At 72.2% G+C, this 25,092-nt stretch carries 22 protein-coding genes and 1 tRNA gene; 14 read left to right on the top strand and 9 right to left on the bottom strand.

Annotation, left to right across the window (positions count from 1 at the left end; all coding sequences use genetic code 11):
* Positions 1-89 precede the first annotated feature (89 nt).
* From mutS to C466_RS02625, 3 genes are all read left to right on the top strand, one after another.
* Positions 90-3,026, top strand: a complete 2,937-nt coding sequence (gene mutS / locus C466_RS02635; RefSeq protein ID WP_004596980.1) for a DNA mismatch repair protein MutS — start codon at positions 90-92, stop codon at positions 3,024-3,026.
* Positions 3,016-4,818 (top strand): DNA mismatch repair endonuclease MutL, encoded by a 1,803-nt coding sequence (gene mutL / locus C466_RS02630; RefSeq protein WP_004596981.1) that lies wholly within the window; start codon positions 3,016-3,018, stop codon positions 4,816-4,818. Before mutS ends, mutL begins: the two co-directional genes overlap by 11 nt.
* Before the next feature lie 79 nt (positions 4,819-4,897).
* Positions 4,898-5,416: a hypothetical protein gene (locus C466_RS02625; protein ID WP_004596982.1), complete on the top strand. Its 519-nt coding sequence runs from the start codon at positions 4,898-4,900 to the stop codon at positions 5,414-5,416.
* 71 nt (positions 5,417-5,487) lie between these two features.
* On the opposite strand, the gene C466_RS02620 is transcribed toward C466_RS02625, so the two are convergent.
* Positions 5,488-6,723 (bottom strand): mechanosensitive ion channel family protein, encoded by a 1,236-nt coding sequence (locus tag C466_RS02620; protein ID WP_004596983.1) that lies wholly within the window; start codon positions 6,721-6,723, stop codon positions 5,488-5,490.
* A 106-nt stretch (positions 6,724-6,829) separates the two neighbouring features.
* Positions 6,830-8,152: a DUF7115 domain-containing protein gene (locus C466_RS02615; protein ID WP_004596986.1), complete on the bottom strand. Its 1,323-nt coding sequence runs from the start codon at positions 8,150-8,152 to the stop codon at positions 6,830-6,832.
* A gap of 226 nt (positions 8,153-8,378) precedes the next feature.
* Here C466_RS02615 and C466_RS02610 point away from each other — a divergent pair.
* Positions 8,379-8,532 (top strand) — tRNA-Met (locus C466_RS02610).
* A 73-nt stretch (positions 8,533-8,605) separates the two neighbouring features.
* Here the strand turns inward: C466_RS02610 and C466_RS02605 are convergent.
* Positions 8,606-9,100: a metal-dependent hydrolase gene (locus C466_RS02605; protein WP_004596988.1), complete on the bottom strand. Its 495-nt coding sequence runs from the start codon at positions 9,098-9,100 to the stop codon at positions 8,606-8,608.
* A gap of 114 nt (positions 9,101-9,214) precedes the next feature.
* Between C466_RS02605 and C466_RS02600 the strand changes: the two genes are divergently transcribed.
* From C466_RS02600 to C466_RS02590, 3 genes are all read left to right on the top strand, one after another.
* Positions 9,215-9,715 (top strand): CBS domain-containing protein, encoded by a 501-nt coding sequence (locus C466_RS02600; RefSeq protein WP_004596990.1) that lies wholly within the window; start codon positions 9,215-9,217, stop codon positions 9,713-9,715.
* 546 nt (positions 9,716-10,261) lie between these two features.
* Entirely contained in the window at positions 10,262-11,587 is a 1,326-nt protein-coding gene (locus C466_RS02595) for a 5'-deoxyadenosine deaminase (protein ID WP_004596992.1), read from the top strand.
* A 132-nt stretch (positions 11,588-11,719) separates the two neighbouring features.
* Positions 11,720-12,763: a DUF4382 domain-containing protein gene (locus C466_RS02590; protein ID WP_004596994.1), complete on the top strand. Its 1,044-nt coding sequence runs from the start codon at positions 11,720-11,722 to the stop codon at positions 12,761-12,763.
* Here the strand turns inward: C466_RS02590 and C466_RS02585 are convergent, their stop codons facing one another.
* From C466_RS02585 to hemC, 4 genes are all read right to left on the bottom strand, one after another.
* Positions 12,764-13,165 carry a hypothetical protein gene (locus C466_RS02585; RefSeq protein WP_004596997.1) on the bottom strand — a complete coding sequence of 134 codons (402 nt, stop codon included), beginning with the start codon at positions 13,163-13,165 and terminating at the stop codon, positions 12,764-12,766.
* Between the two features lie 215 nt (positions 13,166-13,380).
* On the bottom strand, positions 13,381-14,142 hold the full coding sequence (locus C466_RS02580) for a uroporphyrinogen-III synthase (protein WP_004596999.1): 762 nt from the start codon (positions 14,140-14,142) through the stop codon (positions 13,381-13,383).
* Positions 14,139-15,035 (bottom strand): uroporphyrinogen-III C-methyltransferase, encoded by an 897-nt coding sequence (gene cobA / locus C466_RS02575; protein ID WP_004597001.1) that lies wholly within the window; start codon positions 15,033-15,035, stop codon positions 14,139-14,141. The genes C466_RS02580 and cobA overlap by 4 nt, the downstream gene beginning before the upstream one ends.
* On the bottom strand, positions 15,028-16,197 hold the full coding sequence (hemC, locus tag C466_RS02570) for a hydroxymethylbilane synthase (protein ID WP_004597003.1): 1,170 nt from the start codon (positions 16,195-16,197) through the stop codon (positions 15,028-15,030). The genes cobA and hemC overlap by 8 nt, the downstream gene beginning before the upstream one ends.
* 167 nt (positions 16,198-16,364) lie before the next feature.
* Between hemC and C466_RS02565 the strand changes: the two genes are divergently transcribed.
* The 7 genes from C466_RS02565 to C466_RS02535 all read left to right on the top strand — a co-directional run bounded on the left by C466_RS02565 (position 16,365) and on the right by C466_RS02535 (position 23,893).
* Positions 16,365-17,453: a beta-ribofuranosylaminobenzene 5'-phosphate synthase family protein gene (locus C466_RS02565; RefSeq protein WP_004597005.1), complete on the top strand. Its 1,089-nt coding sequence runs from the start codon at positions 16,365-16,367 to the stop codon at positions 17,451-17,453.
* 3 nt (positions 17,454-17,456) lie between these two features.
* Entirely contained in the window at positions 17,457-18,293 is an 837-nt protein-coding gene (locus C466_RS02560) for an RAD55 family ATPase (RefSeq protein ID WP_004597007.1), read from the top strand.
* Between the two features lie 138 nt (positions 18,294-18,431).
* Positions 18,432-19,433, top strand: coding sequence for a hypothetical protein (locus tag C466_RS02555; RefSeq protein WP_004597009.1), 1,002 nt, complete (start codon positions 18,432-18,434; stop codon positions 19,431-19,433).
* Positions 19,430-20,122 carry a hypothetical protein gene (locus C466_RS02550; RefSeq protein ID WP_004597011.1) on the top strand — a complete coding sequence of 231 codons (693 nt, stop codon included), beginning with the start codon at positions 19,430-19,432 and terminating at the stop codon, positions 20,120-20,122. Before C466_RS02555 ends, C466_RS02550 begins: the two co-directional genes overlap by 4 nt.
* A gap of 88 nt (positions 20,123-20,210) precedes the next feature.
* Positions 20,211-21,302 carry a putative sulfate/molybdate transporter gene (locus tag C466_RS02545; protein WP_004597013.1) on the top strand — a complete coding sequence of 364 codons (1,092 nt, stop codon included), beginning with the start codon at positions 20,211-20,213 and terminating at the stop codon, positions 21,300-21,302.
* 584 nt (positions 21,303-21,886) lie between these two features.
* Positions 21,887-22,216, top strand: a complete 330-nt coding sequence (locus C466_RS02540) for a transcription factor S (protein ID WP_004597015.1) — start codon at positions 21,887-21,889, stop codon at positions 22,214-22,216.
* A gap of 432 nt (positions 22,217-22,648) precedes the next feature.
* Positions 22,649-23,893, top strand: a complete 1,245-nt coding sequence (locus tag C466_RS02535) for a glycosyltransferase (RefSeq protein WP_004597017.1) — start codon at positions 22,649-22,651, stop codon at positions 23,891-23,893.
* Between the two features lie 46 nt (positions 23,894-23,939).
* Here C466_RS02535 and C466_RS02530 read toward each other — a convergent pair whose 3' ends face one another.
* Both C466_RS02530 and C466_RS02525 read right to left on the bottom strand, forming a co-directional pair.
* Complete coding sequence (locus C466_RS02530; protein ID WP_004597019.1) at positions 23,940-24,584, bottom strand: alpha/beta hydrolase; 645 nt, start codon at positions 24,582-24,584, stop codon at positions 23,940-23,942.
* A 51-nt stretch (positions 24,585-24,635) separates the two neighbouring features.
* Positions 24,636-25,034: a DUF5778 family protein gene (locus tag C466_RS02525; RefSeq protein WP_004597021.1), complete on the bottom strand. Its 399-nt coding sequence runs from the start codon at positions 25,032-25,034 to the stop codon at positions 24,636-24,638.
* Positions 25,035-25,092 lie beyond the last annotated feature (58 nt).

The raw sequence follows: 25,092 nt of genomic DNA, 5'->3' as shown, positions 1-25,092 counted from the left end.
CTCGCCGCAGCCGTGGGGCGCGGACCACTCGGGACGCCCGGGCGCGCCGCTCCGTACCGTTTATGCCCGCGGCCGCCCGGATACGGGGTATGGAACCGGCGGACCGAGAGACGGCGACCGGACTGCCGCCCGGGATCGCGGCCGCCCGCGAGGAGCTCACGCCGATGCTCTCGCAGTACGCCGACCTCTGTGCCGCCCACGAGGACGCCCTGGTGCTGTTCCAGGTCGGCGACTTCTACGAGGCGTTCTGCGAGGCGGCCGAGACCGTGGCCCGCGTCTGCGAGGTGACGCTGACGGAGCGGTCCGACTCGACCGGCGACTACCCGATGGCCGGGATCCCCATCGACAACGCGGCCCCCTACCTCGAATCGCTGCTCGACGCGGGCTACCGCGTCGCCGTCGGCGACCAGGTCGAGGACGCCGAGCAGGCCTCCGGGCTCGTCGACCGCGCGGTCACCGAGGTGATCACGCCCGGCACTGTCGTCGAGGACGACCTCCTCGAATCGGGGACGACGAACTACGTGGCGGCGGTGGCGGCCGGCGGGGACGACGGGGAGGCCGACGCCGCCCCCGGGACCGTCGGCCTCGCCGCCGTCGACGTCTCGACGGGCGAGTGCCTCGTCACGTCGGGCGACGCGGACGCCGTCGCGGGCGAACTCGACCGGATCGCGCCGGCGGAGCTCGTCGCCGGGCCGGACGTCCCCGACTTCGAACCGAGCGACGCCGAGCGCGGCTGGACGGCCCACGACTACGACGCGGGCGCCTTCGACCGCCGGACGGCGACCGAGCGGCTGGAGCCGTACCTCCCGGCGCCCGACCGGCGGTTCGACTCCGACGCGGAGCTCCGCGCGGCGGGCGCGGTGCTCGCGTACGCCGAGTACACGCAGGGCGACGACGGGCCGCTCGCGTACGTCACCAGAATCCGGCGGTACGACCCCCGCGATCGGCTCCGGCTCGACGCGGCCGCCCAGCGCAGCCTGGAGCTGTTCGAGAATCGCGGGCTCGGCGCGAGCGACACGCTGTTCGACGCGCTCGACGAGACGAACTGCGCGCTCGGCCGCCGCTGCCTGGAGCGCTGGCTCCGGCGCCCGCTCGTCGACGCCGACGCGATCCGGAGCCGCCACGACGCGGTCGGGGAGCTCGCCGACCGGAGCCTCGCCCGCGAGGGGGTCGCCGACGCGCTGGCGACCGCCTACGACCTCGAACGGCTGGTGAGCCGCGTCTCGCGGGGGCGGGCCGACGCCCGCGACCTGCGCTCGCTACACCGCACGCTCGCGGTCGTGCCCGAGCTGAAGGCGACGCTCGCGGGCGCGGAGGGAGAGGAACGCGCCACCACCGACGACCCCGCCCTCCCCCGAACCGAGCACCTACGCGACCTCGGCGACCGGCTCGACGAGCTGACCGAGGTCCGCGAGCTGATCGACCGAGCGATCGCGACCGACCCGCCACAGGAGATCACCGAGGGCGGCGTGATCCGCGAGGGGTTCGACGACGACCTCGACGACCTGCGCGCCACCGAGCGCGAGGGCCGCGAGTGGGTCGCGGACCTGGAGGCGAGCGAGCGCGAGCGCACCGGGATCGACTCGCTGTCGGTCGGTCACAACCAGGTTCACGGCTACTACATCGAGGTGACCGACGCCAACCGCGACCGGGTCCCCGACGACTACCGGCGCCGGCAGACGCTGAAGGACCGCGAGCGCTACGTCACGCCCGAGCTGAAGGAGCGCGAGGAGGAGATCGTCGGCGCCGCCGAGCGCGCGGACGCCCTGGAGTACGAGCTGTTCGTCGACGTGCGCGAGCGGGTCGCTGCCGAGACCGAGCGGATACAGGACCTCGCCGACGCGCTCGCCGAGCTCGACGCGCTGACCTCGCTCGCGGCGGTCGCCGTCGAGCGCGACTACGTCAGGCCCGAACTGCGCGAGACGGACGCCGACGCCGGCGCGAGCGGCGCCGACGCGGGCGGCGCGGGTGGAAGCGGCGCCAGCGACCCCGCCGGAGGCATCGAGATCGAGGGCGGCAGGCACCCGGTCGTCGAGCGGACCGAGGCGTCGTTCGTGCCGAACGACGCCGACCTCCCGCGCGGGTCGGTCGCCGTGATCACGGGGCCGAACATGAGCGGGAAGTCGACGTACATGCGGTCGGTGGCGCTCGCGGTCGTGCTGGCGCAGACGGGGTCGTTCGTCCCCGCGCAGGCCGCCACGCTCCCCGTCTTCGACCGGCTGTTCACCCGCGTCGGCGCCTCCGACGACATCGCGGGCGGGCAGTCCACGTTCATGCGCGAGATGAGCGAGCTGACGGAGATCCTCCACGACGCGGACGCCGACTCGCTCGTCCTCCTCGACGAGGTCGGCCGCGGCACCGCCACAACCGACGGCCGCGCCATCGCCCGTGCGGCCGCCGAGTTCCTCCACGACGAACTCGGGGCGACCGCCCTCTTCGCGACCCACTACCACGGGCTCACGGACCTCGCCGACGAGCGCGAGCGCGTCTTCAACCTCCACTTCACCGCCACCCGCGAGGACGGCGACGTGACGTTCCTCCACCGGGTCGTCCCCGGCGCCTCCTCGTCGTCGTACGGCGTCGAGGTCGCGGAGCTCGCCGGCGTTCCGGGTCCGGTCGTCGACCGCGCCCGCGACCTCGTCGCCGCGGAGGAGGCGGACAGGGACCGGAATGCGGGCCGGACGGAGACTGGTGCGGAGGGGACGACGGACGAGGAGATGTCGGACGACGCGGACCGCGACGGCGACGCGTCGCTGCGGGAGTTCCTCGCTGAGGAGGCGTCGGCGGAGCGAGACGAGACAGGTCCGGAGGCGGGCGACTCTCCGACCGAGACGGAGCCGCGGACAGAAGCGTCGACCGAGGGCGACCCCGCGCGCACGCCGACCGACCCCGACGATGGTGTCGCGGCCGGCGCGCCCCCGGGCCTCGCCGCGGAGCTCCGCGACCTCGACCTCGCGCGGATGACGCCGATCGAGGCGCTGAACGCCCTCCACGACCTCCAGTCGAGGGTCGACGATGACGGGTGATCGGGACGGCGACCGCGGCGCGTCCGGAAGGAGGGGCGCCGCCGACGCCCGCGGAGACGCGGCTGAGGACGCGGGTCGCGTCCGCCGGCTCGACCGGGCGACCGTCGACCGGATCGCGGCCGGCGAAGTCGTCACGCGGCCCGCGCGGGTCGTCGGCGAGCTCGTCGACAACGCGCTCGACGCGGACGCCTCTCGGGTGGAGATCGCCGTCGACGGCGACGGAACCGACCGGATCCGCGTCGCGGACGACGGCCGAGGGATGGGCCGCGCGGACGCGGCCCGCGCCGTCGAGCGCCACGCGACGAGCAAGCTCGCGCCCGACGGGGACCCGGTCGGGATCGAGTCGCTCGGCTTCCGCGGCGAGGCGCTCGCGGCGATCGCGGAGGCCGCCCGGCTCGAACTCGTCACGAGCCCCGGCGACGGGGTCGGCACGCGGGTCGTCGTCGACGGGACCGCGGGGACCGCGGCGACGGCGGACGAGACGAACGTCGAGGTCGAGCCCGCGGGCCGCGCCCGTGGAACGACGGTCGTCGTCGAGGACCTCTTCGCGACCCGGCCGGCACGCCGAGAGTCGCTCGCGGGCGCGGACGCGGAGTTCGCGCGAATCTCCTCGCTCGTCGCCGACTACGCGCTGGCGAACCCGTCGGTCGCGTTCTCGCTCGACCACGACGGGTCGGCGACGCTGTCGACGCCCGGGACCGACCGCACGGACGCGCTGCTCGCCGTGTACGACCGCGACACGGCGAGCCGGTCGACGACGGTCGACGCGAGCGTCGACCTCGGGGTCGCCGGCCCGGACGCCACGGGCGACGCCCCCGTCTCCGTCGGCGTCGCGGGCGCCCTGGCGTACCCCTCTGTCACCCGCTCGACCCGCGACCACGTCCGCGTCTCCGTGAACGGCCGCCCGGTCCGGAACGACCGGCTGGCGGCCGCGGTCCGCGACGGCTACGGCCGGCTCCTCCCGGACGGCCGCGAGCCGGTCGCCGCGGTCGACGTCTCCCTCCCGCCCGGCCGCGTCGACCCGAACGTCCACCCGGCGAAGCGCGAGGTGGGGCTCCGCGACGCCGACGCGGTCGCCGAGGCGGTCGCGTCCGTCGTTGAGGACGCGCTCACGGGCGCGGACCTCCGGCGCTCCGCGGACGTCGCCACCGACCTCGACTCCGCGCTCGACCCGGTCGGAGAGGAGGACGGCTCGCGCGTCGGCGCGTTCGCGGACGCCGATCCGCTCGGCGTCTTCCGGGACCTCTACGTCCTCGTCGAGGCCGGCGACGAACTCCTCGTGATCGACGGCCACGCCGCCCACGAGCGGGTGAACTACGAGCGGCTCGCCCGCGCGTTCGACGGCGACCCGGTGCCGACCGCGGCGCTCGACCCGCCCGCGACCGTCTCGCTGTCGACCGACGAGGCGGCGGCCGCGAGGGCGCACGCCGACGACCTCGCCGCGCTCGGCTTCGAGACCGAGGCGTTCGGCGGCGGCACGCGCCGCCTGCGGACCGTCCCCGCGCCGTTCGGCCGGACCGCCGACGCGGACGCCTTCCGCGACGCGCTCGCGGCGGTCTCGGGGAGCGACTCGGGGGCGGCGCGGGACGCCCGCGACGACCTGCTCGCGGACCTCGCGTGTCACCCGTCGCTCAAGCGCGGCGACTTCGACGACCTCGCCGACGGCGACCTCGGGGACCTCCTCGACCGCCTCGGCGAGTGCGACCGCCCGTACGCCTGCCCGCACGGCCGTCCGACCGTCCTCGCCGTCGACGCGGCGACGTTCGCGGCCGGATTCGGTCGGGACCGGTGAGGCGCGGTCCGAGCGCTCCGCGTCCGAACGGGGGTCTCTGACCGATACCTATTAACACGATGGGACCGGGGGTACTCGCATGGGAGAGCGGACCGACGTGACGCGGGGGTCGCTGCCGCGAGAGCGGTCTGCGGGCCGGTTCTCGGGCCCCGACGGCCTCCGCGACGTCGTCGAGCGGATCCTCGCGTGGCTTCGGGAGCGACGCGGGTCCGGCTTGGAGGGCGTCTCGACGGCGACGACCATGCGGAACGTCGTCGATACGGACGCGCTCGCGGAGGAGACGCCACAGAAGTGGAGCGTGCTCCACGACGTGGTCACCTACGGGGCCGACTCGCTCACCGACGTCCTCGTCTTCCGGCACGACCCCAGCAGACAGGACCTGGTGGTGATGCCGGAGCGGAACACCAAGCCGGAAGGCGAGATCAGCTTCTATCACGCCGACCGCACGAAGGGCGCGCGCCACCTGCTGTCGATCGGCGCGGACTCGCTCACCGCGGCGCTGCGCTACGTCTTAGACCGCATCGAGCGGTTCGAGCGCCTGTTCACCGGTCGCGGCTCGGAGCTCCCGAGCGGCTACACCGGACCCTCGAACCGGTAGCGGCCGCGTCGCGAGGAGGGCGGACGGACCCGTCGCGCGGGGAAATCAGACCGAACCGTCGCGCGAGGAGGTCAGACCGAGCCGTCGCGCGGGCGGCCGTCGACCGACTCGTCGGCCCGCTCGACGCGCTCGACGGTCTCGTCCGCTTCGGCCGTCTCGGGCGGATACGAGACGGTCCGCTGCGGGTAGGGGATCGAGATGCCGGCGTCGGCGAAGCGGTCCTGTATCTCCTCGACCGCGGTCGCCTTCGAGCGCCACCGGGCCTGCGGGGTCGGGGGATCGATCCAGAACCGGAGGTCGAGGAGGATCGCGGAGTCGCCGAACCCGGAGGGGATCGCGTACGGCTGCGGGTTGTTCGCGATCGTGTCGATCCCGGAGAGGACGTCCTCGGCGATCCCGGCCGCCTCGTCGGGGTCGTCGTCGTAGCCGATCCCCACCTCCATGTGGATCCGGAGGCGCCCCTCGCGGCTCCGGTTCGTGATCGCCTGGTTGGCGACGAGGTCGTTCGGCACCACGACGTACTCCCCGTCGAAGTTGCGCATGTGGGTGTTCATGATCGTGATATCGGTGACGAACCCCTCCTCGCTACCGATCTCGACCCAGTCGCCGATCTCGAACGGCCGCGAGAACATCAGCACGAAGCCGGCGAGGAGCGACCCCAGCGTCTGCCGGGCAGCCATCCCGAGGACGATCCCGAGGAAGCCCGCGCCGACGAGGAGGCCGCCGAGGTTCACCCCCCAGACCCCGAGGACGGTGATGCCGGCGAGCACGAGCAGGCCGACCTGCGCGAGCCGGGTGAGGAGCTGTTCCTGGTGGGCGGTGATCCGGTCGCTGTCGGCCGACAGGTCGGCGACGTACGCCTCGATCACGTCGCTGACGACGTAGGCACCGCCGAGCAACACCGCCGAGACGACGATCTGCGCACCGACCGTGAGGGCGTTCTCCGCGACCGGCGACACCGCGACCACGACGTCGAACCGCCCCCACAGCGTCAGCACGGCGACACCGGCGAGCGCGAACAGCCCCAACTGGAGGACGCCGACCGCGAGCCGCAGGAGGAACGACGACGGGACGCCGTCTCGGAGCGTCTCGATGGCGCCCTCGGTCGACTCCGCCAGGCGCTCGTCCACGAGCCGCTCGATCCAGCCCGAGGCGGTCCGCTCGCCGGCGCGAACGGCCTTCGGTAACAGCAGCCACCCGACCGCGAGCGTCCCGAGGGCGATGGCGGCGGTGACCGCCAGTCGCCCCTCCGTGCTCGAGATGCCGCTCAACACCGCGCCGGCCCGGGCGCCAAGTCCGCTGATCACGGTCGGTGGTTCGCCGCCGACCGGATAACGGATCCGACGCGAGTCTCAGCCGAGAGAATCGGGGCGACCGCTCCCGGGAGCCGAGCCGCGGAGGTGAAGCGGTCCGTCACCGACCCCGGCGAAGCTCCTCGATCAGCTGTTCGATGAGCGCCGACTGCCGGTCGAGGCGCTCGGACTGCGCCTCGACGGTGCGCCGCAGCGCGGCGACCTCTGTCGCGAGGTCGGCGTCCTCGACGCCGGCGCTCTCGAACGGCGATCCGTCGAACGCGTCGTCCCCGGGAACGGGGCCGTCGGCGTCGGTCTCGGTGTCGGCGACGGGCTCCCCGGTCGACACGTCGTCGACCGCCGCGTCCGTGGCGAGCGCCTCGGGATCGGCCGTCGACGCGGGCCCGTCGTCTGCCTCCCGTTCGATCCCCTCGGCGGTCGGCGCGGACTCCGTCCCGTCTGCGTCGAGCGGGTCCGTCGCGGCGGCGTCGACGCTCGCGTCCGCCGCGAGGGGGTCCGCGCCCAGCGGGTCGTCGGCGGCGGCTTCCGACGCCCCGTCTGCCGACTCGACGGCCGACTCGGCCGACTGCGACGCCGCGGCGCCCGGGTCGGCGGCGTCGTCGGCCTCGAAACCGGGACCGGACTCGGCGGGCGGATCGGCGGCGCCGGTCGCGCCGTCCGGTTCCGTTTCGGGCCCGTCGGCGTCGGCCTCCGCGTCCGCTGCGGGGGACGCCGAGAGCGGGTCTGGCCCCTCGCCGAAGTCGGTCGTGCCGCTCGCCTCCGCGTCCGGGGCCGACTCCTCGGCCTCGGCGGCGGCGACGCGGAACTCCTCGAGGCTCTCGACGCCGTGGAACGAGCACACCGCGTCGGCGAGCGTCTCCCGGACCGCGCGGGCGGACTCGTTCGGGGCCTTGAACCGCTCCGAGCGGCCGTCGTGGACGAGGACGACCGCGGTGGCGACGGTCCCTTCCTCGAAGTCGAGGCCGGTGAGGTCCTCGTAGTGGAACTCCTCGAAGTCGGCGTCCCAGACGGCCGAGCCCACGTGTTTGACCAGCCGCTCGCTGGTGACGATGAGGGTGAGCTCCGAGAAGCGGAAGGTGCGCACGACCGTCTCGCCGGGGCCGGTGACGCCGCTCGCCGAGAGGACGCCGGCGAGGACCGGGTGGAGGACGTCGTCGACGCGCTTGGCGGGGACCGAGAGCGTCTCGTCGCCGTCGAGGCCGTACCCGAGGGTGATCTTCGCCTTGCGGCGGCCCGTCGAGACCTCGATCCGCTCGACGTCGTGGCCGTACTCGTCGACGGACTCGTCGGAGAGGAGGCCGTCGCCGCGGAAGACGAGGGTCCGGGTGGGCGTGACCGCGAGTCGATCGTCGCCGCCCAGCGGCACCTCGGCGACGACGTCCTCGTCGCCGACGGTCGCCGCGAGCAGTTCGGGGAGGCTCATACGCCGGGGATACGCCGCGCCCGGCATAAATCCGCTGGGTCGGGCGCGAGCGCGGGTCGAGCGCGCCCTTCGCGGCCCGAACCGGGGCGGTTCTGTGCCCGTGTTCGAGAGCGCGTTCGGCCCCGAGGCGACCCCGGAAGCGACCGCCCGAGGCGATCTGCGATCGGTTCACAACCTTCCGACGGATGGGAAGGTTAAAGAGTCTCATCGCGGTACGAACTGGTGAGGCCGGGTGGCTTAGCTGGACATAGCGCCGCACTCATAGGGTTCGGAGATTCGGTGCGGTGACGCCTTGGAAGCGTCCGCGTCCTTCCCGTGGCTCCGCCGAGCCTCGGACCTGGGACATGCGGAGATCGTGGGTTCGGAGCCCACCCCGGCCATACTTTTCGGCGTTGCTCGGAGAGTGTCGCTGCCGTCACACTGCTCTGCGACAGATCGCCGCTCTCGCGCCCGCTACACCGGAACCGCCTCGCCCGCGACGAGCGCGACCGCGACGACGACGCCGCCCAGTCCCAGGAGTCCGTAGTTCGCGAGCGGGTTCGCCGCCGTGAACAGGTCGAGCGTGTACTCGTCGTCTCTCACGGGCGCGTACGGCCGGATCCCCATCGGGGTGAGCGCGTCGGCGAGGAGGTGCGAGAGAATCGTGACGGCGCCGAACAGGAAGGCGGCGCCGCCGAACAGCAGCGCCTCGACAACTCCGCGCTGGAGGCCGACCGCCAGTCCGACGGCTCCGAAGGCGACGCCGACGAGCAGCGCGAACCAGACGGTGTGAGTGATCCCCCGGTGTTTGACGAAGGGGATCCGTATGTCGAGGTCGGGGACCATCGCCAGCGAGGCGACGCCGGCGGCGCCGACGAGTCCGACCTCGATCGAGGCGAGGGCCGTGACGAGGAACCCGAGCGGGGCGTAGACGACGAGCGACGCCCCGACGTGGCCCTTGCGGTGCATGTCTTCGACTGCGTCCGCGGTCCCTAAGTCCGTTGCGTCGGCGAGCAGCGCGTCGCGCGTCCCGCCGCGCCGCCGGGGCGAAACGCCTACGGCCTCCCGCCGTGACCGTCCGGTATGACACTGACCGCCCGCGACCTGATGGAACCGGACGTGAAGACGGTCTCGCCCGACGACGACGTCGCCGACGTGTTCAAGCGGTTCGCCCGCTACGAGTTCAGCGGGTTTCCGGTCGTCGACGACGACGAGCGGGTGGTCGGCGTGATCACCGAGTCCGACCTCGTCGACCTGTTCGAGCCCGAGGACGAGACGCTGTGGATCCCGATCGGCCTCCCGCCGTTCGTGGACACGCTCTCCTATCAGGTGAAGCGCCCGTGGGCCGACATCGACCTGGGCGTCGACCTGATCCGGAACGCCGACAAGCCGATCTCCGAGGTGATGAGCACCGACGTGGCGACGGTGACGCCGGACGCGAGCGTCGACGACGTGCTGGACCTGCTCGTCGGCGACGACCCGGATATTAATCGCGTACCTGTAGTCGACGAGGACGGGCGCCTCGTCGGAATCATCGCCCGGCAGGACGTGATCCGGGCGTTCCGCGACCGCCGACTGGAATAGATCGGATCGGGTCGTTCTAAGATCTATTTATAAATCGCCGTCCATAGCCCGGCGGTGAACACCTCCAAAGCCCCAGTCGCTCACTTATAAATGGGTGACTGTCGATCGACGACGAAAACCTCCAAAGCCCCAGCCGCGAGGGCAACGCACGCTCGCTGCGCTCCTCAGTCGCTCACTCCGTTCGCTCCTTGCGGTGCTTGCGTCGCCTGCGTTGCCCTCGCGACTGCCCCTTTGAGTCCCGCCCCGCACAGCACCGCGCCTCACGCCTCCCCAGCCTCGTCAGCCGGCCTCCGCTTCGCTCCGGCCGGCTAACTCCCTCGCGCGGTGCTGTCTCGCGGCCGCCGATGGCGGCCGCTCGCAGGCACGCGCCACCGCAGTTCGTTTATAAGGTGTCGCGCGGCCGCCCACTCGCATTTAAATATCGCGTCGATGCGGCCAGCTGTCGTGCCGTCTCTCCTGCGGGTCGTTCGTCTCTGGAACTGAGCCGGATGCGCGGTGGCGTCGAAGGACAGCCTCTTACCGGTCGACCGTCAGGAACGGACGGACATGCTGATCGCCGGAACCGTCGTCGCCGACTCCGAGACCGTCATCCCCGACGGCGCCGTCGTCGTCGAGGGGAACACGATCGCCGCGGTCGGCGAGGAGAGCGCCCTCCGCGACCGCTACCCCGACCACGAGCGGCGCGCGTTCGACCTCGTCGCGCCCGGCCTCGTCGGCGGCCACGTTCACTCCGTCCAGTCGCTGGGCCGGGGGATCGCCGACGACGACGCCCTCCTCGACTGGCTGTTCGACGCCGTGCTCCCGATGGAGGCCGCGATGGACGCCGCGGCGACCCGGGCCGCGGCCGAACTGGGGTACCTGGAGTGTCTCGAATCGGGGACGACGACCGTCGTCGACCACCTCTCGGTGAACCACGCCGACGAGGCGTTCGAGGCCGCGATCGAGACGGGGATCCGGGGGCGACTGGGGAAGGTCCTGATGGACAAGGAGTCCCCCGACGGGCTCATCGAGGAGACCGACGCCGCGCTCGCCGAGAGCGAGGCACTCATCCGGGAGTACCACGGCGCCGCCGACGGCCGCGTCCGCTACGCCGTCACGCCGCGGTTCGCCGTCACCTGCACGGAGGCCTGCCTGCGCGGCTGCCGCGAGCTGGCCGACCGCTACGACGGCGTGACGATCCACACCCACGCGAGCGAGAACGAGGACGAGATCGAGACGGTGGAGGCCGACACGGGGAAGCGCAACGTCCTCTGGCTCGACGAGGTCGGCCTGACGGGCCCGGACGTGACGCTCGCGCACTGCGTCCACACCGACGAGCGCGAGCGCGAGGTGCTCGCCGAGACCGACACGGTCGTCACCCACTGCCCCTCCTCGAACATGAAGCTCGCCTCGGGGATCGCCCCGGTCCAAGACTACCTCGACCGCGGGGTCACGGTCGCACTCGGCAACGACGGCCCGCCGTGCAACAACACGCTCGACCCCTTCACGGAGATGCGCCAGGCGAGCCTCCTCGGCAAGGTCGACGCCCGGGACCCGACCCGCCTCCCGGCCGCGACCGTGCTGGAGATGGCGACCGAGGGCGGCGCCCGCGCGGCCGGCTTCGACCGCCTCGGCGCGCTCCGCGAGGGGCACCGCGCCGACGTGATCGGACTCACGACCGACGTCACCCGGGCGACCCCGATCCACGACCCGCTCTCCCATCTGGTGTACGCCGCCCACGGCGACGACGTGACCTTCACGATGGTCGACGGCGACGTCCGCTACGCGGACGGCGAGCACGTCGGGATCGACGCGGCGGCGGTCCGCGAGCGCGCGACGCGGCACGCCGAGCGCGTGGTCGAGGCGGCCGGCATCGACACCGCCGAACCGTAGCCCGCTACCGTCCGTATCGCCCCCCGATCGTCTCGAACCACCGCACGCGCCGCTAAAGCCGGCTTTATCCGCACAAATTCGGACGGAGTATCGCCCGTTTATACCCGTCCGCGGCCCGTTCGTTCACTCACGATGACTGACCGATCGCAGACGACAGGCGAGAACGGATCGCGAACGACGGGCGACGACCGCTCGACGGGCGCGTCGACCGACGGCCTCGGCCGACGGAAGTTCGTGGCCCTCGGCGCCGGCGCGAGCGCGACGCTGCTCGCCGGCTGCGCCGGCGACGGGTCTCTTCCGACCTCGGGCGGGTCGGACGGCTCGGACGGCTCGGACGGCTCCCAGACGCTCACCGGAAACTTCCGGCTCCTCATCAGCGACGCCCCGGCCGACATCGACGACTTCGACCGGCTGGACGTCACCCTCGACCGGGCTCGGATCTTCGAGGCCGGAGACGGCGACGACGAGGACGACGAAGACGCGGAGGATGAGGAAGACGACGAAAACGCCGACGAGGACGACGGATCGGACGACGACACCGAGCAGAACGCCACGGAAACCGATGACGACGCGAACGAGACGGCGGACGAGGACGACGACGCGAACGAGACGGACGTCGATGACGGCGGGGACGACGAGGAAGATGTCGAAGCGGAAGATGAGGACGGCGAGGATGAGGACGGCGAGGATGACGACGAGGAGGACCGCGGCTTCACCGTCGTCGAACTCGACGGCGCGACGGTCGATCTCACGCAAGTGGTCGAGGACGACGCCATCGCGGTCTTCGACGGCGAGATTCCGGCGGGGAGCTACGAGAAGATCGAACTCGAGGTTTCGGCCGTCGAGGGGATCGTCGACGGCAGCGAGGTCGACGTGAAGCTCCCGAGCGAGAAGCTCCAGATCACGAACGGGTTCGAGGTCACGCCCGACGAGGAGGTGAGCTTCGTCTTCGACATCAACGTCGTCAAGCGCGGGAAGAACAACGGCTACATCCTCAAACCCGTGATCTCGGGCAGCGGGGTCGCGGGCCGCGACGTCGACGTCAACGAGATCGACGACGATGACGACGACGAAGGTAGCGAGGACGACGAAGAAGACGGCGAGGATAGCGAGGACGACGCTACCGGCGGCAACGAGACGGACGAGGCGGAGAACGAGACCGCGAGCGGAAGCTAACTACGAGGAGGTCTCGACCGACGAGGGGGCGGCGGACGGGCACTTCGCCCACCGCAGCGCGGCGTCATCGTCGTTGAACGCCTCGGTGTCGACTCCCTCGACGTCGATGGTCCGCTTGAGGAACCGCCGCTTCGAGCGCTCGCCGACGACGGCGAAGCGGTCGACGCCGCGGGCGACCGCGATCTGCGCCGACTCGCGGAGCGCCCGGCGACCGGCATCCGAACACGGACGGCTCGTCCGCACGACGATCACGACGGCGTTGACGGCGTTGGGGTCCGTCGCGACCCGCCACCGATCGAGCAGCGACTCGCCGTCCGCGGGGCTCAGTCCAGTCCCGTGTGGGAACTCGACGACGAGGACGTCGTCCTCGACCCGCAGCAGCCAGCGCTCGGTCGGTTCCATGGCATCGGCTATCACGTACTGGGGTATAAATTACACCCTCTAAATATCTCATTTGATATTCGACTGCTCCGGTCGCCGGCGCGATTCGGTTGACGCGCTATCCGCGCCGGTAAGTGCGGTCGGACGTCGACGGGTCGGTCGCCGTCGATTATCAGCAACGGAGATTTTGCGGGCACGCGACGGATCGTGTCGCAGTCGTCGCCGGACTCGGCGCGTCAGTCGTGCCGAGCCGCAGTCTCGTCGAGCGCGTCGACGACCGCTGTCGCGAGCGCCTCGAACGCAGCCTCGTCGGGGACGACGTCGACGTCGACGCCGCGCTCCGCGGCCGTCTCCGCGGTCGGCGGGCCGATGACGCCGACCACCGCGTCCGCGAGTCCGGCGCGGGCCGCGTCCTCGACGCCGCGGTCCGCGGCCGCCGCGAGGAAGTTGTCGACGGTCAGCGAGGAGGTGAACGCGACCGCGTCGAGGTCGCCGGCGGCGACCAGCTCCGCTGAGTCCCCCGCGCCGGCCGGCCGCGCGAGCCGGTAGAGCACGGTCTCGGTCACGTCGGCGCCGGCCTCGCGCAGGCCGTCGAGGAGGACGTCGCTGCCGTGGTCCGAGCGTGCGACGACGACGCGCTCGCCCGCGACGCGAGGTCCGAGCGCGGCGACGAGGCCGGCGGAGGTGTACTCCTCGGGGACGACGTCGACCGTCCAGCCGGCCTCGCGGGCGGCCGCGGCGGTGGCGGGACCGATGGCGGCCACGTCGGCGTCGCCCGGCTCCCAGCCCGCCTCGGCGGCCAGTTCGACGCCGGTCTTGCTCGTGAGGACGACGAGGGGCGCATCGGCCGGAACCGCGCCCGTCGGCTCGACTTCGAGCATCGGGTCGGCGACCGGCTCCGCGCCGAGCGATCGGAGCAGCTCGACGGCCGACTCGATCCGCTCGTCGTCGGGGCGGAAGACGGCCACGCGCGGCCCGCGGCCCCCGTCGCCGCTCACGCCCCGTCACCCCCGGCCGACTCGTCGTCTTCCTGCTCCTCGCTCGCCGACTGTACCGGGGCCGAACCGGCGTTTTCGAGGAAGGTCACGACGCGGTCGCGGGTCGCGGCCACGTCGCCGATCACCGTCACCGCGGGCGGCTCGATCCCCGCCTCGTCGCGGGCGTCGACGATGGTGTCGAGGGTGCCGGTCGCGACGCGGGTGTCGGGCCAGGTGGCGCGCTCGACGAGCGCGACGGGCGTGTCCCCGTCGAGGCCGGCGTCGCGGAGCGCGGCGGTGTACGCCGGCAGCTTCCCGACCCCCATCAGCACGACGATGGTCCCGCCGGTCGCCGCGAGCGCGTCCCAGTCGACCGCGGACTCCTCTTTCGTCGGGTCCTCGTGGCCCGTGACGAACGAGACGGAGGAGGCGTGGTCGCGGTGGGTCACCGGGATGCCGGCGACCGCGGGGCCGGCGATGGCCGAGGTGACCCCGGGGACGACCTCGAAGGGAATCCCCTCGTCGGCGAGGTGTTCCGCCTCCTCGCCGCCGCGGCCGAAGACGAACGGGTCGCCGCCCTTCAGCCGGACGACGCGGTTCCCCTCGCGGGCCAGTTCGACCATGCGCCGGTTGGTGTACTCCTGCGGGGTCCACTCGCCGCCGGCGCGTTTCCCAACATCCTCCCGTTTCGGTTCCGGGATCTCGCCGAGGATCTCCGGGCCCGGGAGCTTGTCGTGGAGGACCACGTCGGCCGACTCGATCAGCCGCTTCGCCTTCACCGTGAGCAGGTCCGGGTCGCCCGGCCCGGAGCCGACGAGGAACACGGTTCCGACTCGGTCGTCGCGGCCGCGGGTCGGCGGCTCGTCCGCGTTCGATCCGGGACCCGCGCCGGTACCGGGCGCGTCCTCACTCATCGTCCTCCCCGGCCTCCGCTTCACTGCTCTCCCCGGTCTCCGCCGCCTCGCGCGCCTCGGCGATCAGGTCGTCGGCGCCGCGGTCCGCGAGCTCCGCGGCGAACTCCGCGGCGGCCGTCGCGTGCGACCGGATCGGCAGGTCGCGGGTGTCGGCCACCTCCTCGGTGCCGTCCGTCGAGAGCACCCGCGCCCGGACGTGGACGTGCTCGCCTTGAACCATCGCGGAGACGCCGATCGGCGCCACGCAGCCCCCGTTGAGCTCGCCGAGGACCGTCCGCTCGACGGTGACCGCCACGCGGGTCCGCGGGTGGTCGACCGCGTCGCGGACCGCCTCGATCACGTCGGGGTCGCTCGCGGTGACCGCGATGGCGCCCTGTCCGGCCGCGGGAACGAACTCCTCGCGCGGGAGCCGCGTCGTCTCCACCTCGTGGAAGAGGTTCGAGCGGCGCAGGCCCGCCTCGGCGAGGACAACCGCGTCGTACTCGGTCTCGACCTTCCGTTCCATCGCCGCGCGTTCGAGGTCCGACAGCGAGTCGAACCACTCCTCGACGGTGCGGTCGAACTCCTCGTCGACCTCGTCGCTCTCCTCTCCCTCCGCGCCGTCCGCGTCGCCGTCCTCCTCGGCGGTCAGCGCGCTTTCCTCTCCGGAGGCGATCAGGCGCCGCTCGTGTTCCGCCTGGAGGCCGGGCGCGAGCAGCTTCTCCAGCCGCGTGTCGACGTTGCCGCGGATCGGCTCGACGGTGAGGTCGGGCCGCGCAGCCCGGATCTGTGCGCCCCGGCGGAGCGACCCCGTCCCGACGACGGCGCCCGACGGGAGCTCCTCGATGCCGAGCCCGTCCGGCTGGACGACCACGTCGCCGGAGGGTGCGCGCTCGGGGGCGCCCGCGACGACGAGGTCGTCCATCTCCTCGGTCGGGAGGTCCTTCAGCGAGTGGACCGCGAGGTCGGCGTCGCCGGCGAGCACCTCCTCGTCGAGGGCGCGCACGAACGCGCCCGTCTTCCCGAGGCGGTGGATCAGTTCGTCGGGGATCTGGTCGCCGCGCGTCTCCACCTGCCGGAGTTCGACGTCGCGGCGCCGGCTCGACAGCGCCTCGCGGACGGTCTCGGCCTGTCGGAGGGCCAGGTCCGACCCGCGGGTCGCGAGCCTGAGCGTTTCGGTCATACCCGGACCGAGGTCCCCCGCGTTCAAAAGCGCACCAGTTCGGCCGCCTCCGCGACCGCGAGGTCGGACGCCGCGCTCGCGGGGGTCGCGCGTCCGCTCGCCGGGTCCGAGGCAACTCCCGCCACGGTCACGGCCCCTTTATCAGTCCGCCCCGAAGCGATAACGAGATGGCACGCGCAAGCGCCGGGGCCCGGCTCCACTTCGGCTTCTGTAACCTCAGCCTCTCGCACGAGCGGCTGTACGGCGCGCTCGGCGTGGGGCTCGCCGCACCCCGCGTCGTCGTCGACGCGGAGCCGGCCTCGGCGGTGAGCGTGACGGTCGACGGGGCCGAAGAGATCCCCGCGAAGTCCGCCGACTCCGTCTCGGACGTGCGCGGCGACGCCCGCGGGTACGCGACCGCGGCCGTCGACCTGCTCGGCGTCGACGGCGCCCGGGTCGCGGTCCGCGAGTCGCTTCCCAGACACGCCGGGCTCGGCAGCGGGACGCAGCTGGCGGCGGCGACGCTCGCGGCGGTCGCGGCCGCCCACGGCGAGCCGGCGCGTGTTCGAGAGCGCGCTCCGGCGCTCGGCCGCGGCGGGCGCTCCGGCGTCGGGGTCGCGACGTTCGAAGGGGGCGGGTTCGTCCTCGACGCCGGCCACCCGACCGCGCGCTTCACCACCGACCGGCCCGCGGACGGCGAGTGGACCGTCCCGCCGGTGGCCGCGCGCCACGCCGTCCCCGAGGACTGGCGGTTCCTGCTCGTCGAGCCCGACGCGGACGCCGGGCGGAGCGGCGCGGCCGAGGACGACGCGATGCGGACCGCGGTCGAGCGCGCGGACCCGAGCCTCGCCGACCGGATCGGCGGGATCGTCACCCGGCGCGTCCTCCCCGCGGTCGCGACGGAGGACGCGGAGGCGTTCGGGGCGGCAGTCGCGGATATCGGCCGGCTCAACGGCGCGTGGTACGCGGACGAGCAGGGCGGCGTGTACCGGCCGCCGGTCGGCGAAGTCGTCGACTCGCTGTCGGGCGCCGCGTCGGTGTTCGGCGCCGGGCAGTCCTCGTGGGGGCCGACCGTCTACGGCGTCACCGACGCGGAGCGCGCCGCGGCGGCGCGCGACGCGGGCGAGCGCGCGCTCGACGCCGCCGGCGTCGGCGGCGAGGTGTCGGTCGTCCGCGCTTCGAACGAGGGCGCGCGGATCGACGCGGAGCGCGGGGCGGAACCGCCCTCGGCCGACCCGGAGAGGGGTAACACTAAATCCCGCGGCGACGGGGCGTAAGCCATGTCCAGTGTTCCGTTCGGGGTCGCGCGCCTCGACTCGATCCTCGGGGGCGGCGCGCCGCCGGGAAGCGTCGTGTTGCTCGCGGGCGAGGCGGGCGCGGGCGCTCGGGAGTTCGCGTACACCAGCGCGGCGATGAACGCGCTGGCGGGCGCCGACGAGGAGCTGTTCGACCTCTACTACGGCGACGTCGACGCCGACGCGACGCTGCCCGAGTCGGTTCATTACATCTCTTTCACCGCCGACACCGAGGCGATCACCCGCGAGATGGGGTACACGATGGATTCGGAGATCGTCGACGCGGCGGTCGATCAAATCTCCTTCCGGGACCTCTCGCCGGAGTACTTCCAGCTGTCGCCCGTGCCGCGCGACTGGTACGAGACGGCGACCGCCTCGATCACCGAGCTCGGCGACCGCGGCGAGTACGAGGACGTGCTCACCGCGTTCGGCGACTACCTCTCGGAACACGGCGAGCGGAGCCTCGTCTGTATCGACTCCGTCACAGACCTCGTCTCGATGGTCTCCGACGACACCGACTGGAGCGACGTCGCCATGGTGATGAAGGGACTGAAGAAGGCGGCATACGAGTGGGACGCCCTGGTCCTCGTGCTGGTGAACACCGACGCGCTCCGCGACCGCGAGTTCGGCACCCTGATGGACGCCGCGGGCGGGACGCTCCAGTTCTCTTGGGAGAGCGGCGGCTCGCAGCGCGCCCGAACGATGTTCGTCCGCGAGTTCCGCGGCGTGCTCTCGCGGCTGGAGGCAGAGAACATCGTCCGCTTCGAGACCGAGATCCACGAGGGGGGCTTCGACATCAGCGACGTGCGCAAGATTCGGTAGCCGGTCCTCCGACGCCGAATCCGGTAGCCGACGCCCCGGCTCGGGACCGGGCGGTCGCCGAGTATCGATCCGGAGAACGGCGCGACAGGTTACTTAAGCCTCGCCGCTCAACGACAGGTAGATGACGGAGGATCCGCGATGAGTGACCTCGACCCGGCGGCGGCCGCCCTCGACGCCGCGGCCGAGGACGCCGGCGTGAGCCGCGAGGAGCTCCTCAAGCGTGCGCTCGTCGCGCTCGCGGAGTCCGAGGGGATCGACGTCCCCGATTCCGAGGAGGTGGCGGCGATCGAGGCCCGCCTCGACGACCTCGACGCGGAGTTGGACGAGAAGGTGGCCGACCTCCGCGATCGGTTCGTCGACCTCTACCGCGAGGTGGAGTCGCTCGACGCCGCCGAGGGGGGCGCGGAGGACGACGGAGAGGCTGGCGACGCGGATGGCCCGGCGGCGCGGGTCGACGACCTTGCGGACGAACTGGAGGAGCTCGCCGCCCGGCTGGACCGGCTCGACGCGGCCGTCGCCGACGCGCCCTCCTCGGACCGAGTCGACGACCTCCGCGAGCGGCTGGATGCGCTCGACGCCCGCCTCGACGACCTGGACGCGGTTCGCGACCGACTGGACGCGTTCGGCGACCGCCTCGATGGGGTCGACGAACGCGTGGAGGAGGTCGACGAACGGGTCGACGCCGTGGACGACCGCCTCGACGACGTGGAGTCGGACCTCGCCGGGATCTCCGCGGACGACCTGACCGAGATCGACGACAAGCTCTCGCGGGTCGCGAACGCGGTCGTCAAGGTCAAGCGCCGGCTCGACGCGGCCGAGCGCGACCGCGCGGACCGCGAGCGCGTCGACGTGCTGACGCGGACGGCGAACCGGCACGGCGTGCGGTCAGCCGACTGTAACCACTGCGGCGGCGGCGTGGAGCTGGGACTGCTGTCGGCGCCTGAGTGTCCCCACTGCGGGCGCCGGTTCGAGGACCTGGAGCCGAACACCGGCTTCCTCGGCACGTCGAAACTCCTCGTCGGGGACCGGCCCGCCATCGACGGCGACGTCGCGGACGACGACCGCGACGAGATGAGCCGGACGACGGACCGGACGAGCACCGCCGCGAGCGACGGCGGGCCGGACAGGGACCGCCGATGAGCGACGGCGACCGGTCTGACGGCGACGACGCACCGGAAGCGGACCCCTTCGACGACGAGCCGTTCGGTGAGGAGCAGTTTGACGACGAACCGAGCGGCGACGGAGCGAGCGACGGGGCCGACGACGGCCTCGACGACCCCGACGCCCACGAGGTCGACGACCCGTTCGCGGCGCTCGGCGACGGGATCGACGACGGCGGCGAGGCGTCGCCCCGCGCGGACCCGGAGCCGGGCGCGTCCGTAGGGCCCGAGACGGGCGCGTCCGAGGATCCGGAACCGGGCGCCCCGGCGGACGACCCGTTCTCCGAACTGGACGCCGACGCCGCCGGCTCGCCGACAGACGAGGACCCCTTCGAGTCGATGGGGAGCGGCGACGTCGGCGAGGAGGACGTGTGGGAGGCGCTCGACGAGGGGACCTCGGTCGGCGCCGACGCGACCGAGTTCGACGACGCCGCCGAGGGGGGTGCGGTCGGCGATCTGGGGCAGACGCCGGGGCCGGGGACGACCGGCGACGAGCGGGTGGTCGACAAGCGGAGCTACTGCCAGCGCTGTCCGCACTTCACGGCACCGCCGGAGACGGCCTGTACCCACGAGGGGACCGAGATCGTCAAGTCGGTCGACTTCTCGCGGTTCCGAGTCCGGAACTGCCCGATGGTGGACGCGGAGGACCCCGCCTTCGACGGCGAGTAACCGCACGGAGTTTCGTCCTGTCGGGCGAGTACCCGCCAGCGATTTCTGAACACGTTCAAGCCCGACCGGCCGATACTGCGCGCATCGCGTGATAACGTCCGAATCTGCGGGGCGGCGGTCCGTCGAGTTCGGGCCGGGGGCGGTCACCGGCGCGATAGGGGATTCGATTACGGTCATCCCGCTCGTGGTCGCGCTGGCGCTGCTGACGGACGTCTCGCTGCCGCACGCCCTCGTCGCGTTCGGCGCGTTCCAGGTCGTCTGGGGGGTCCGGTACGGCCTCCCGGTGTCCGTCGAGCCGATGAAGGCGCTGGCCGCGCTCGCGATCGCGGGCGCGCTCACCTACGCCGAGCTCGCGCTCGCGGGCCTCGTCCTCGGCGTTCTCCTCCTCGCGATCGGACTCTCCGGGACGCTCGCGTACGTCGAACGCTGGATCGGCGAGCCGGTGATCCGCGGGGTCCAGTTCGCGGTCGGGCTCGTCCTCCTCGAAACGGGGATCGAGCTCGCGGTCGACGACCCGCTCGTCGCGCTCGTCGGGGTCGCGGTCGCCGCCGCGTTCGCGCTCGCGGGCCACGGGAAGGCGAGCGCGCTGGCCGTCGCGCTCCTCGGCGTCGCGACCGCGCTCGTCGTCGCCGGCGTGCCGACCCCTCGACTGCCCGGCGCACCGCCGACGCCGGCGTTCGGCGCGGCGCTCACGCGGGCCACCTTCGACGGCGTGGCCGCGCAGTTGGCCATGACCATCGGCAACGCCGCGCTGGCGACCTCGCTCCTCTTCTCGGACCTGCTCGACGCCGACGTCACCCCCGACGAGCTGTCGACGAGCATGGGCGTCACCAACCTGATTGCGGTCCCCCTCGGCGGGATCCCGATGTGTCACGGCTGTGACGGCGTGGCCGGCAAGTACGCGTTCGGCGCGCGCACCGGCGGCGCGAACGTCGTCCTCGGCGCCGGCTACCTCGTCGCCGCGCTCTTCGCCACGCCCGCGCTGATCGCGGCGTTCCCGCTGGCGATGCTCGGCGCGCTGCTCGCCATCGTCGCCGTCTCGCTCGCGCGCAACGTCACCGACTCGGGGAACCGCGCGCTGTCGGTCGGGATCGGCCTCCTCGCGCTCGCCACCAACCTCGGCGTCGCGTTCCTCGCCGGGATCGCGGTTCACCTCGCGTGGAAGCGGATCGGCGGATAACGGGGAACTGAGAGGTGGCCATTTATAAATAAGGTACGGTGGCGCGTGCCTCCGAGCGCCCGGAGGGCGCGAGGAGCACGCGCGAGGGAGTCGCTGGCGCCGCCGGCGCCAGCGACGAGGCTGGGGAGGTGTGAGGCTGCGGTGCGGTCGCGGTCGGGTGGGACTCAAAGGGGCAGCCGCGAGGCCGCCGTAGGCGACGTAAGCACCGCAGCGAGCAACGCGAGCGAGGAGCGCAACGAGCCTACGGCGGCCTCGCGGCTGGGGCTTTGGAGGCGTTTCGCGTCGATCCACAGTCGATCGTTTATATGCGAGCGGCTGGGGCTTTGGAGGCGTTTCGCGTCGATCCACAGTCGATTGTTTATATGCGAGCGGCTGGGGCTTTAGAGGTGTTCACCGCCGATCTACTGACACTCATTTATAAGCAAGCGGCTGGAGCTTCGAAATACGTCACTGCGGCGACGGGTCACGAGACACCGTCACCTCCCCCAACGGCATCGTCTATTTATAAATGTCCGACACCGTACACCGCGTATTCGACCGTACCCGCCGAACCTAAACCGCTCAATCACGTACCGAACGAGTATATGCAGTTCTGTGACGACTGCGGCTCGATGATGGTCTCTCGCGACGGGGAGATGGTGTGTCAGAACGACGACTGCGGCGGCACCGCCGAACGCGACGAGGGGCTCGCCGCCGAGTTCGAGTCGACGACCGAGCAGACCGGCGAGGAGGTGATCGAGACCGAGGAGGGCGCGAACTTCGAGGGGAAGCCGACCGCGACCGACGTCGTCTGCGACGAGTGCGACCACGGCGAGGCGTGGTACACGATCAAACAGACCGGCGCCGCGGACGAGCCGCCGACCCGCTTTTTTAAATGTAAGGAGTGCGGCCACCGGTGGAGAGGGTACAACTGACCGCGAGAGCGCGGGAGGCTCCACGGCGGCGCACGGTCGACTCGCGGTCAATGCGCGGTCGACTCGCGATCAATGCGCGGCCAATGTGCGGTCAATGCGCGGCCGATGCGCGGTCGACGCGTTCGTCGGCCGGTCCCCTCCCGAGCCACTCCCGATGACCCCGGCGGAGACCAGCCCGCGGCGAGCGGCCGGCGGCGGAGTCGATCGACGACCGCTGGCGCGCGCGCCGCGAGCACCCGGGCCGATCGACGGCTTCGTCCGCGAAGCACAGACTCGGCATTATGAAACACAGTAACACACACCACAGCGCCGCTGTCAGTCGATTGTTTCGGATCAGATCGGATTAAGCGCGTAAATCCGGTCGAAATACGGCTGAATCCCCTTGTAGCGTTTGGACGGTTCATAGGGTTCGGCGCGGGAGGGGGAGACACGATGAACACCGAACGTCTCGCACTGATCGGGGTGACGCTGGCCTTGGTCGTCGGCGGCCTCGCGACGCTTCTCGCACCGGCGGTCGTCTCCGGCCCGGGCACCGCTCCCGCGCAGGCGGCGGCCACCACCGCCGTCGGCGACGGCGGGCTCGGGTCGCTGTTCGGGGTCGCGCTCTGGGGCGTGACGCTCCTCTTCGGCGCGACCGCGGTCGTCTGGTTCGCGCTCACCGGGGTCGTGGGCGCCGGCCACGAGACGCCCCCGAACGAGTACGGGCCCGACGAGGTACAGGTTCGCATCATGACCGTCGACGCCGCCGAGGTCGTTCAGCAGACGGTCGACTCGCTCCCGGACGGGCTCGACGACGTCCACGTGATCGCGGAGTCGCCCATCGACGTGCGCGGGGCGACCGTCCACGCGGTCCCGGACGAGTTCTCGTGTCGCGCGGTCCGGAAGGGCCGCGCGCAGGAGTGGGCTCGGCGGACGCTCGACTGTCAGACGGAGTTCGTGCTCTACTTGGACGAGGACAGCGTCGTCGAGTCGTTCGACGGGCTCCCGGACGCGGACATCGTCCAGCTCCGCGAGAAGCCGCGTCGCACGGACTCGAGCCTCAGCTACCTGGCCGACGTCTACCGGATGGGCGTCCAGCTCGAACAGCGCGCGTTCGCGCGGCTCTCGATCCCGCTTTTCGCCTGGGGCGGCGGCATCGCCGTCCGCACCGAGGTCGAGGAGCGGACGACGTGGGACCGCGAGACGCTGGTCGAGGACACCGCCTTCGTCTGGGCGGCCTTCCGCGAGCTCGACGTGACGTTCGCGCTGTCGGACGCGGTCTGTCGGAACGAGGCGCCGCCGTCGCTGTACGAGATCCTCCAGCAGCGCCGTCGTTGGGCGGCCGGGAACGTTCAGGCGTCGGCGATGCTGCCGCTGCGGTACGAGCTGTTGACGCGGGTCCGTAACTACGCGTGGGCGCTCTCGCCGATCGTCACTCTGCTCGTCGTCCCGCTGTCGCTGCTCAGCGTCACCATCGCCTACAGCGGCCTCTTCTTCGCCGCGTCGATGGGCCTGGCGCTGTGTACGCTCGGCTGGTTCCTCCTCGGCGTCGCCTACTACGGGGACGACCACCACCACTGGGCGCTCGCGGTCCCGCTCGCGCCGCTTATCACCGTCGTTCACTCGATGGGGACCGTCGCGGGGATCCTCAACCCGCCGGAGACGTTCCGCGTGACGACGAAGGTCGGCAGCGACTGATCCCGCCGCGAGGCCGCTCGATCTCCTTTTCGGACTCGACCCGTGCTCACTCGCGCAGCCGCGGCGCGAGGAACTCGGCGACCGCCTCTCCGACGCGCGCCGCCCGGCCGACGAAGAAGTGGTCCGACTCGAACGCGACCGTCTCGACGCCCAGAGCCTCCGCCCGCTCGATCACGGGCTCCCAGTCGGCGGTCGAGTCCCGGGTCGCGTACACCACTCGGACCGGCACGCCGCGGTCGACGACCTCGCCGAGCGCGGCGACCGCGTCGACGTCGGGGTTCAGCCGCGCGGTCGGCGCGAGCGCGCAGACGCCTGCCAGCTCGGGCCGCGACGCGGCCGCGACGAGCGCGACCGTGCCACCGAACGAGAAGCCGAACAGCCCGACGCGCTCGTAGCGCTCGGCCGCCCAGCCGACCGCCTCGTCCACGTCGGTGGTCTCGCCGTACCCCTCGTCCCAGTCGCCGTAGTCGAACCGGAGGCAGTCGATCCCGCGGTCGGTCAGGGCGTCGCTCACGGCCGTCAGGCGCTCGTCGCCGCGGTGACCGCGCTGCTGCGGGTGCGGCGGACAGGCGACGACGACCGCGTCGGCCCGGCCGCCGTTCCCGGTGGCGTCGCCACCGCCGTCGCTCGCGGCGGTGTCGAGGGTGGCGCGCACGTCGCGGCCGCCGGGGATCAGAATGGTGTCGCTCACGGAATTCGGAGTCAGTCCGGATTCGAACTCGGTCCTCGCCGTCGCTCCGGCTCAGGGCACCTGCGTCACGCGGTCGACCCCGTCGAGGTCTGCGAGGTCGGCCGCGAGCGCCTCCTGGTCGACGTTGGCCTCGTAGTAGAACACGATGTCGAAGCTGCCGTCGCGGAGGAGCTGCTGGCACTCCCAGACGAACGCCTCGCCGTCGAGCGTCAGTCCCTGGAACTGGTTCGACGAGAAGTCCGTGTCGTCGTTGCCCGCTTCGATGTACGTCTCGCCTTTCCCCGCGTGGTCGGCGATGACCTCGTTGGCGGCGACCGTCAGCTCGTGCATCTCCAGGTCCTGCTGCCCGTCGAGGTTCGTGTGGACGATACAGCCGAGCAGCTCGATGTCGCCCGGCTCCAGTAAGGCCTTCGTACGGGTGTACAGGTCCGAGTCGACGGTCTCGCTCATGCGTCCCCCTTCCGGCTCCCGTAATAAACGGGTGACGGTTCACCGGGCGGACGGCCCC

Source organism: Halorubrum distributum JCM 10118 (assembly GCF_000337335.1).
GTDB lineage: Archaea > Halobacteriota > Halobacteria > Halobacteriales > Haloferacaceae > Halorubrum > Halorubrum distributum.
This window is presented reverse-complemented; position numbering and strand designations above follow the sequence as displayed.

Bases quoted from the DNA above. Each gene is read 5' to 3' on its own strand.
- C466_RS02565 (WP_004597005.1), top strand. From the start codon at position 16,365: ATGGCACGCGCAAGCGCCGGGGCCCGGCTCCACTTCGGCTTCTGTAAC.
- C466_RS02535 (WP_004597017.1), top strand. From the start codon at position 22,649: ATGAACACCGAACGTCTCGCACTGATCGGGGTGACGCTGGCCTTGGTC.
- mutL (WP_004596981.1), top strand. From the start codon at position 3,016: ATGACGGGTGATCGGGACGGCGACCGCGGCGCGTCCGGAAGGAGGGGC.
- C466_RS02595 (WP_004596992.1), top strand. From the start codon at position 10,262: ATGCTGATCGCCGGAACCGTCGTCGCCGACTCCGAGACCGTCATCCCC.
- C466_RS02590 (WP_004596994.1), top strand. From the start codon at position 11,720: ATGACTGACCGATCGCAGACGACAGGCGAGAACGGATCGCGAACGACG.
- C466_RS02560 (WP_004597007.1), top strand. From the start codon at position 17,457: ATGTCCAGTGTTCCGTTCGGGGTCGCGCGCCTCGACTCGATCCTCGGG.
- C466_RS02605 (WP_004596988.1), bottom strand. From the start codon at position 9,100: ATGCACCGCAAGGGCCACGTCGGGGCGTCGCTCGTCGTCTACGCCCCG.
- C466_RS02525 (WP_004597021.1), bottom strand. From the start codon at position 25,034: ATGAGCGAGACCGTCGACTCGGACCTGTACACCCGTACGAAGGCCTTA.
- C466_RS02555 (WP_004597009.1), top strand. From the start codon at position 18,432: ATGAGTGACCTCGACCCGGCGGCGGCCGCCCTCGACGCCGCGGCCGAG.
- cobA (WP_004597001.1), bottom strand. From the start codon at position 15,035: ATGAGTGAGGACGCGCCCGGTACCGGCGCGGGTCCCGGATCGAACGCG.
- C466_RS02625 (WP_004596982.1), top strand. From the start codon at position 4,898: ATGGGAGAGCGGACCGACGTGACGCGGGGGTCGCTGCCGCGAGAGCGG.
- C466_RS02585 (WP_004596997.1), bottom strand. From the start codon at position 13,165: ATGGAACCGACCGAGCGCTGGCTGCTGCGGGTCGAGGACGACGTCCTC.
- C466_RS02600 (WP_004596990.1), top strand. From the start codon at position 9,215: ATGACACTGACCGCCCGCGACCTGATGGAACCGGACGTGAAGACGGTC.
- mutS (WP_004596980.1), top strand. From the start codon at position 90: ATGGAACCGGCGGACCGAGAGACGGCGACCGGACTGCCGCCCGGGATC.
- hemC (WP_004597003.1), bottom strand. From the start codon at position 16,197: ATGACCGAAACGCTCAGGCTCGCGACCCGCGGGTCGGACCTGGCCCTC.
- C466_RS02540 (WP_004597015.1), top strand. From the start codon at position 21,887: ATGCAGTTCTGTGACGACTGCGGCTCGATGATGGTCTCTCGCGACGGG.
- C466_RS02615 (WP_004596986.1), bottom strand. From the start codon at position 8,152: ATGAGCCTCCCCGAACTGCTCGCGGCGACCGTCGGCGACGAGGACGTC.
- C466_RS02550 (WP_004597011.1), top strand. From the start codon at position 19,430: ATGAGCGACGGCGACCGGTCTGACGGCGACGACGCACCGGAAGCGGAC.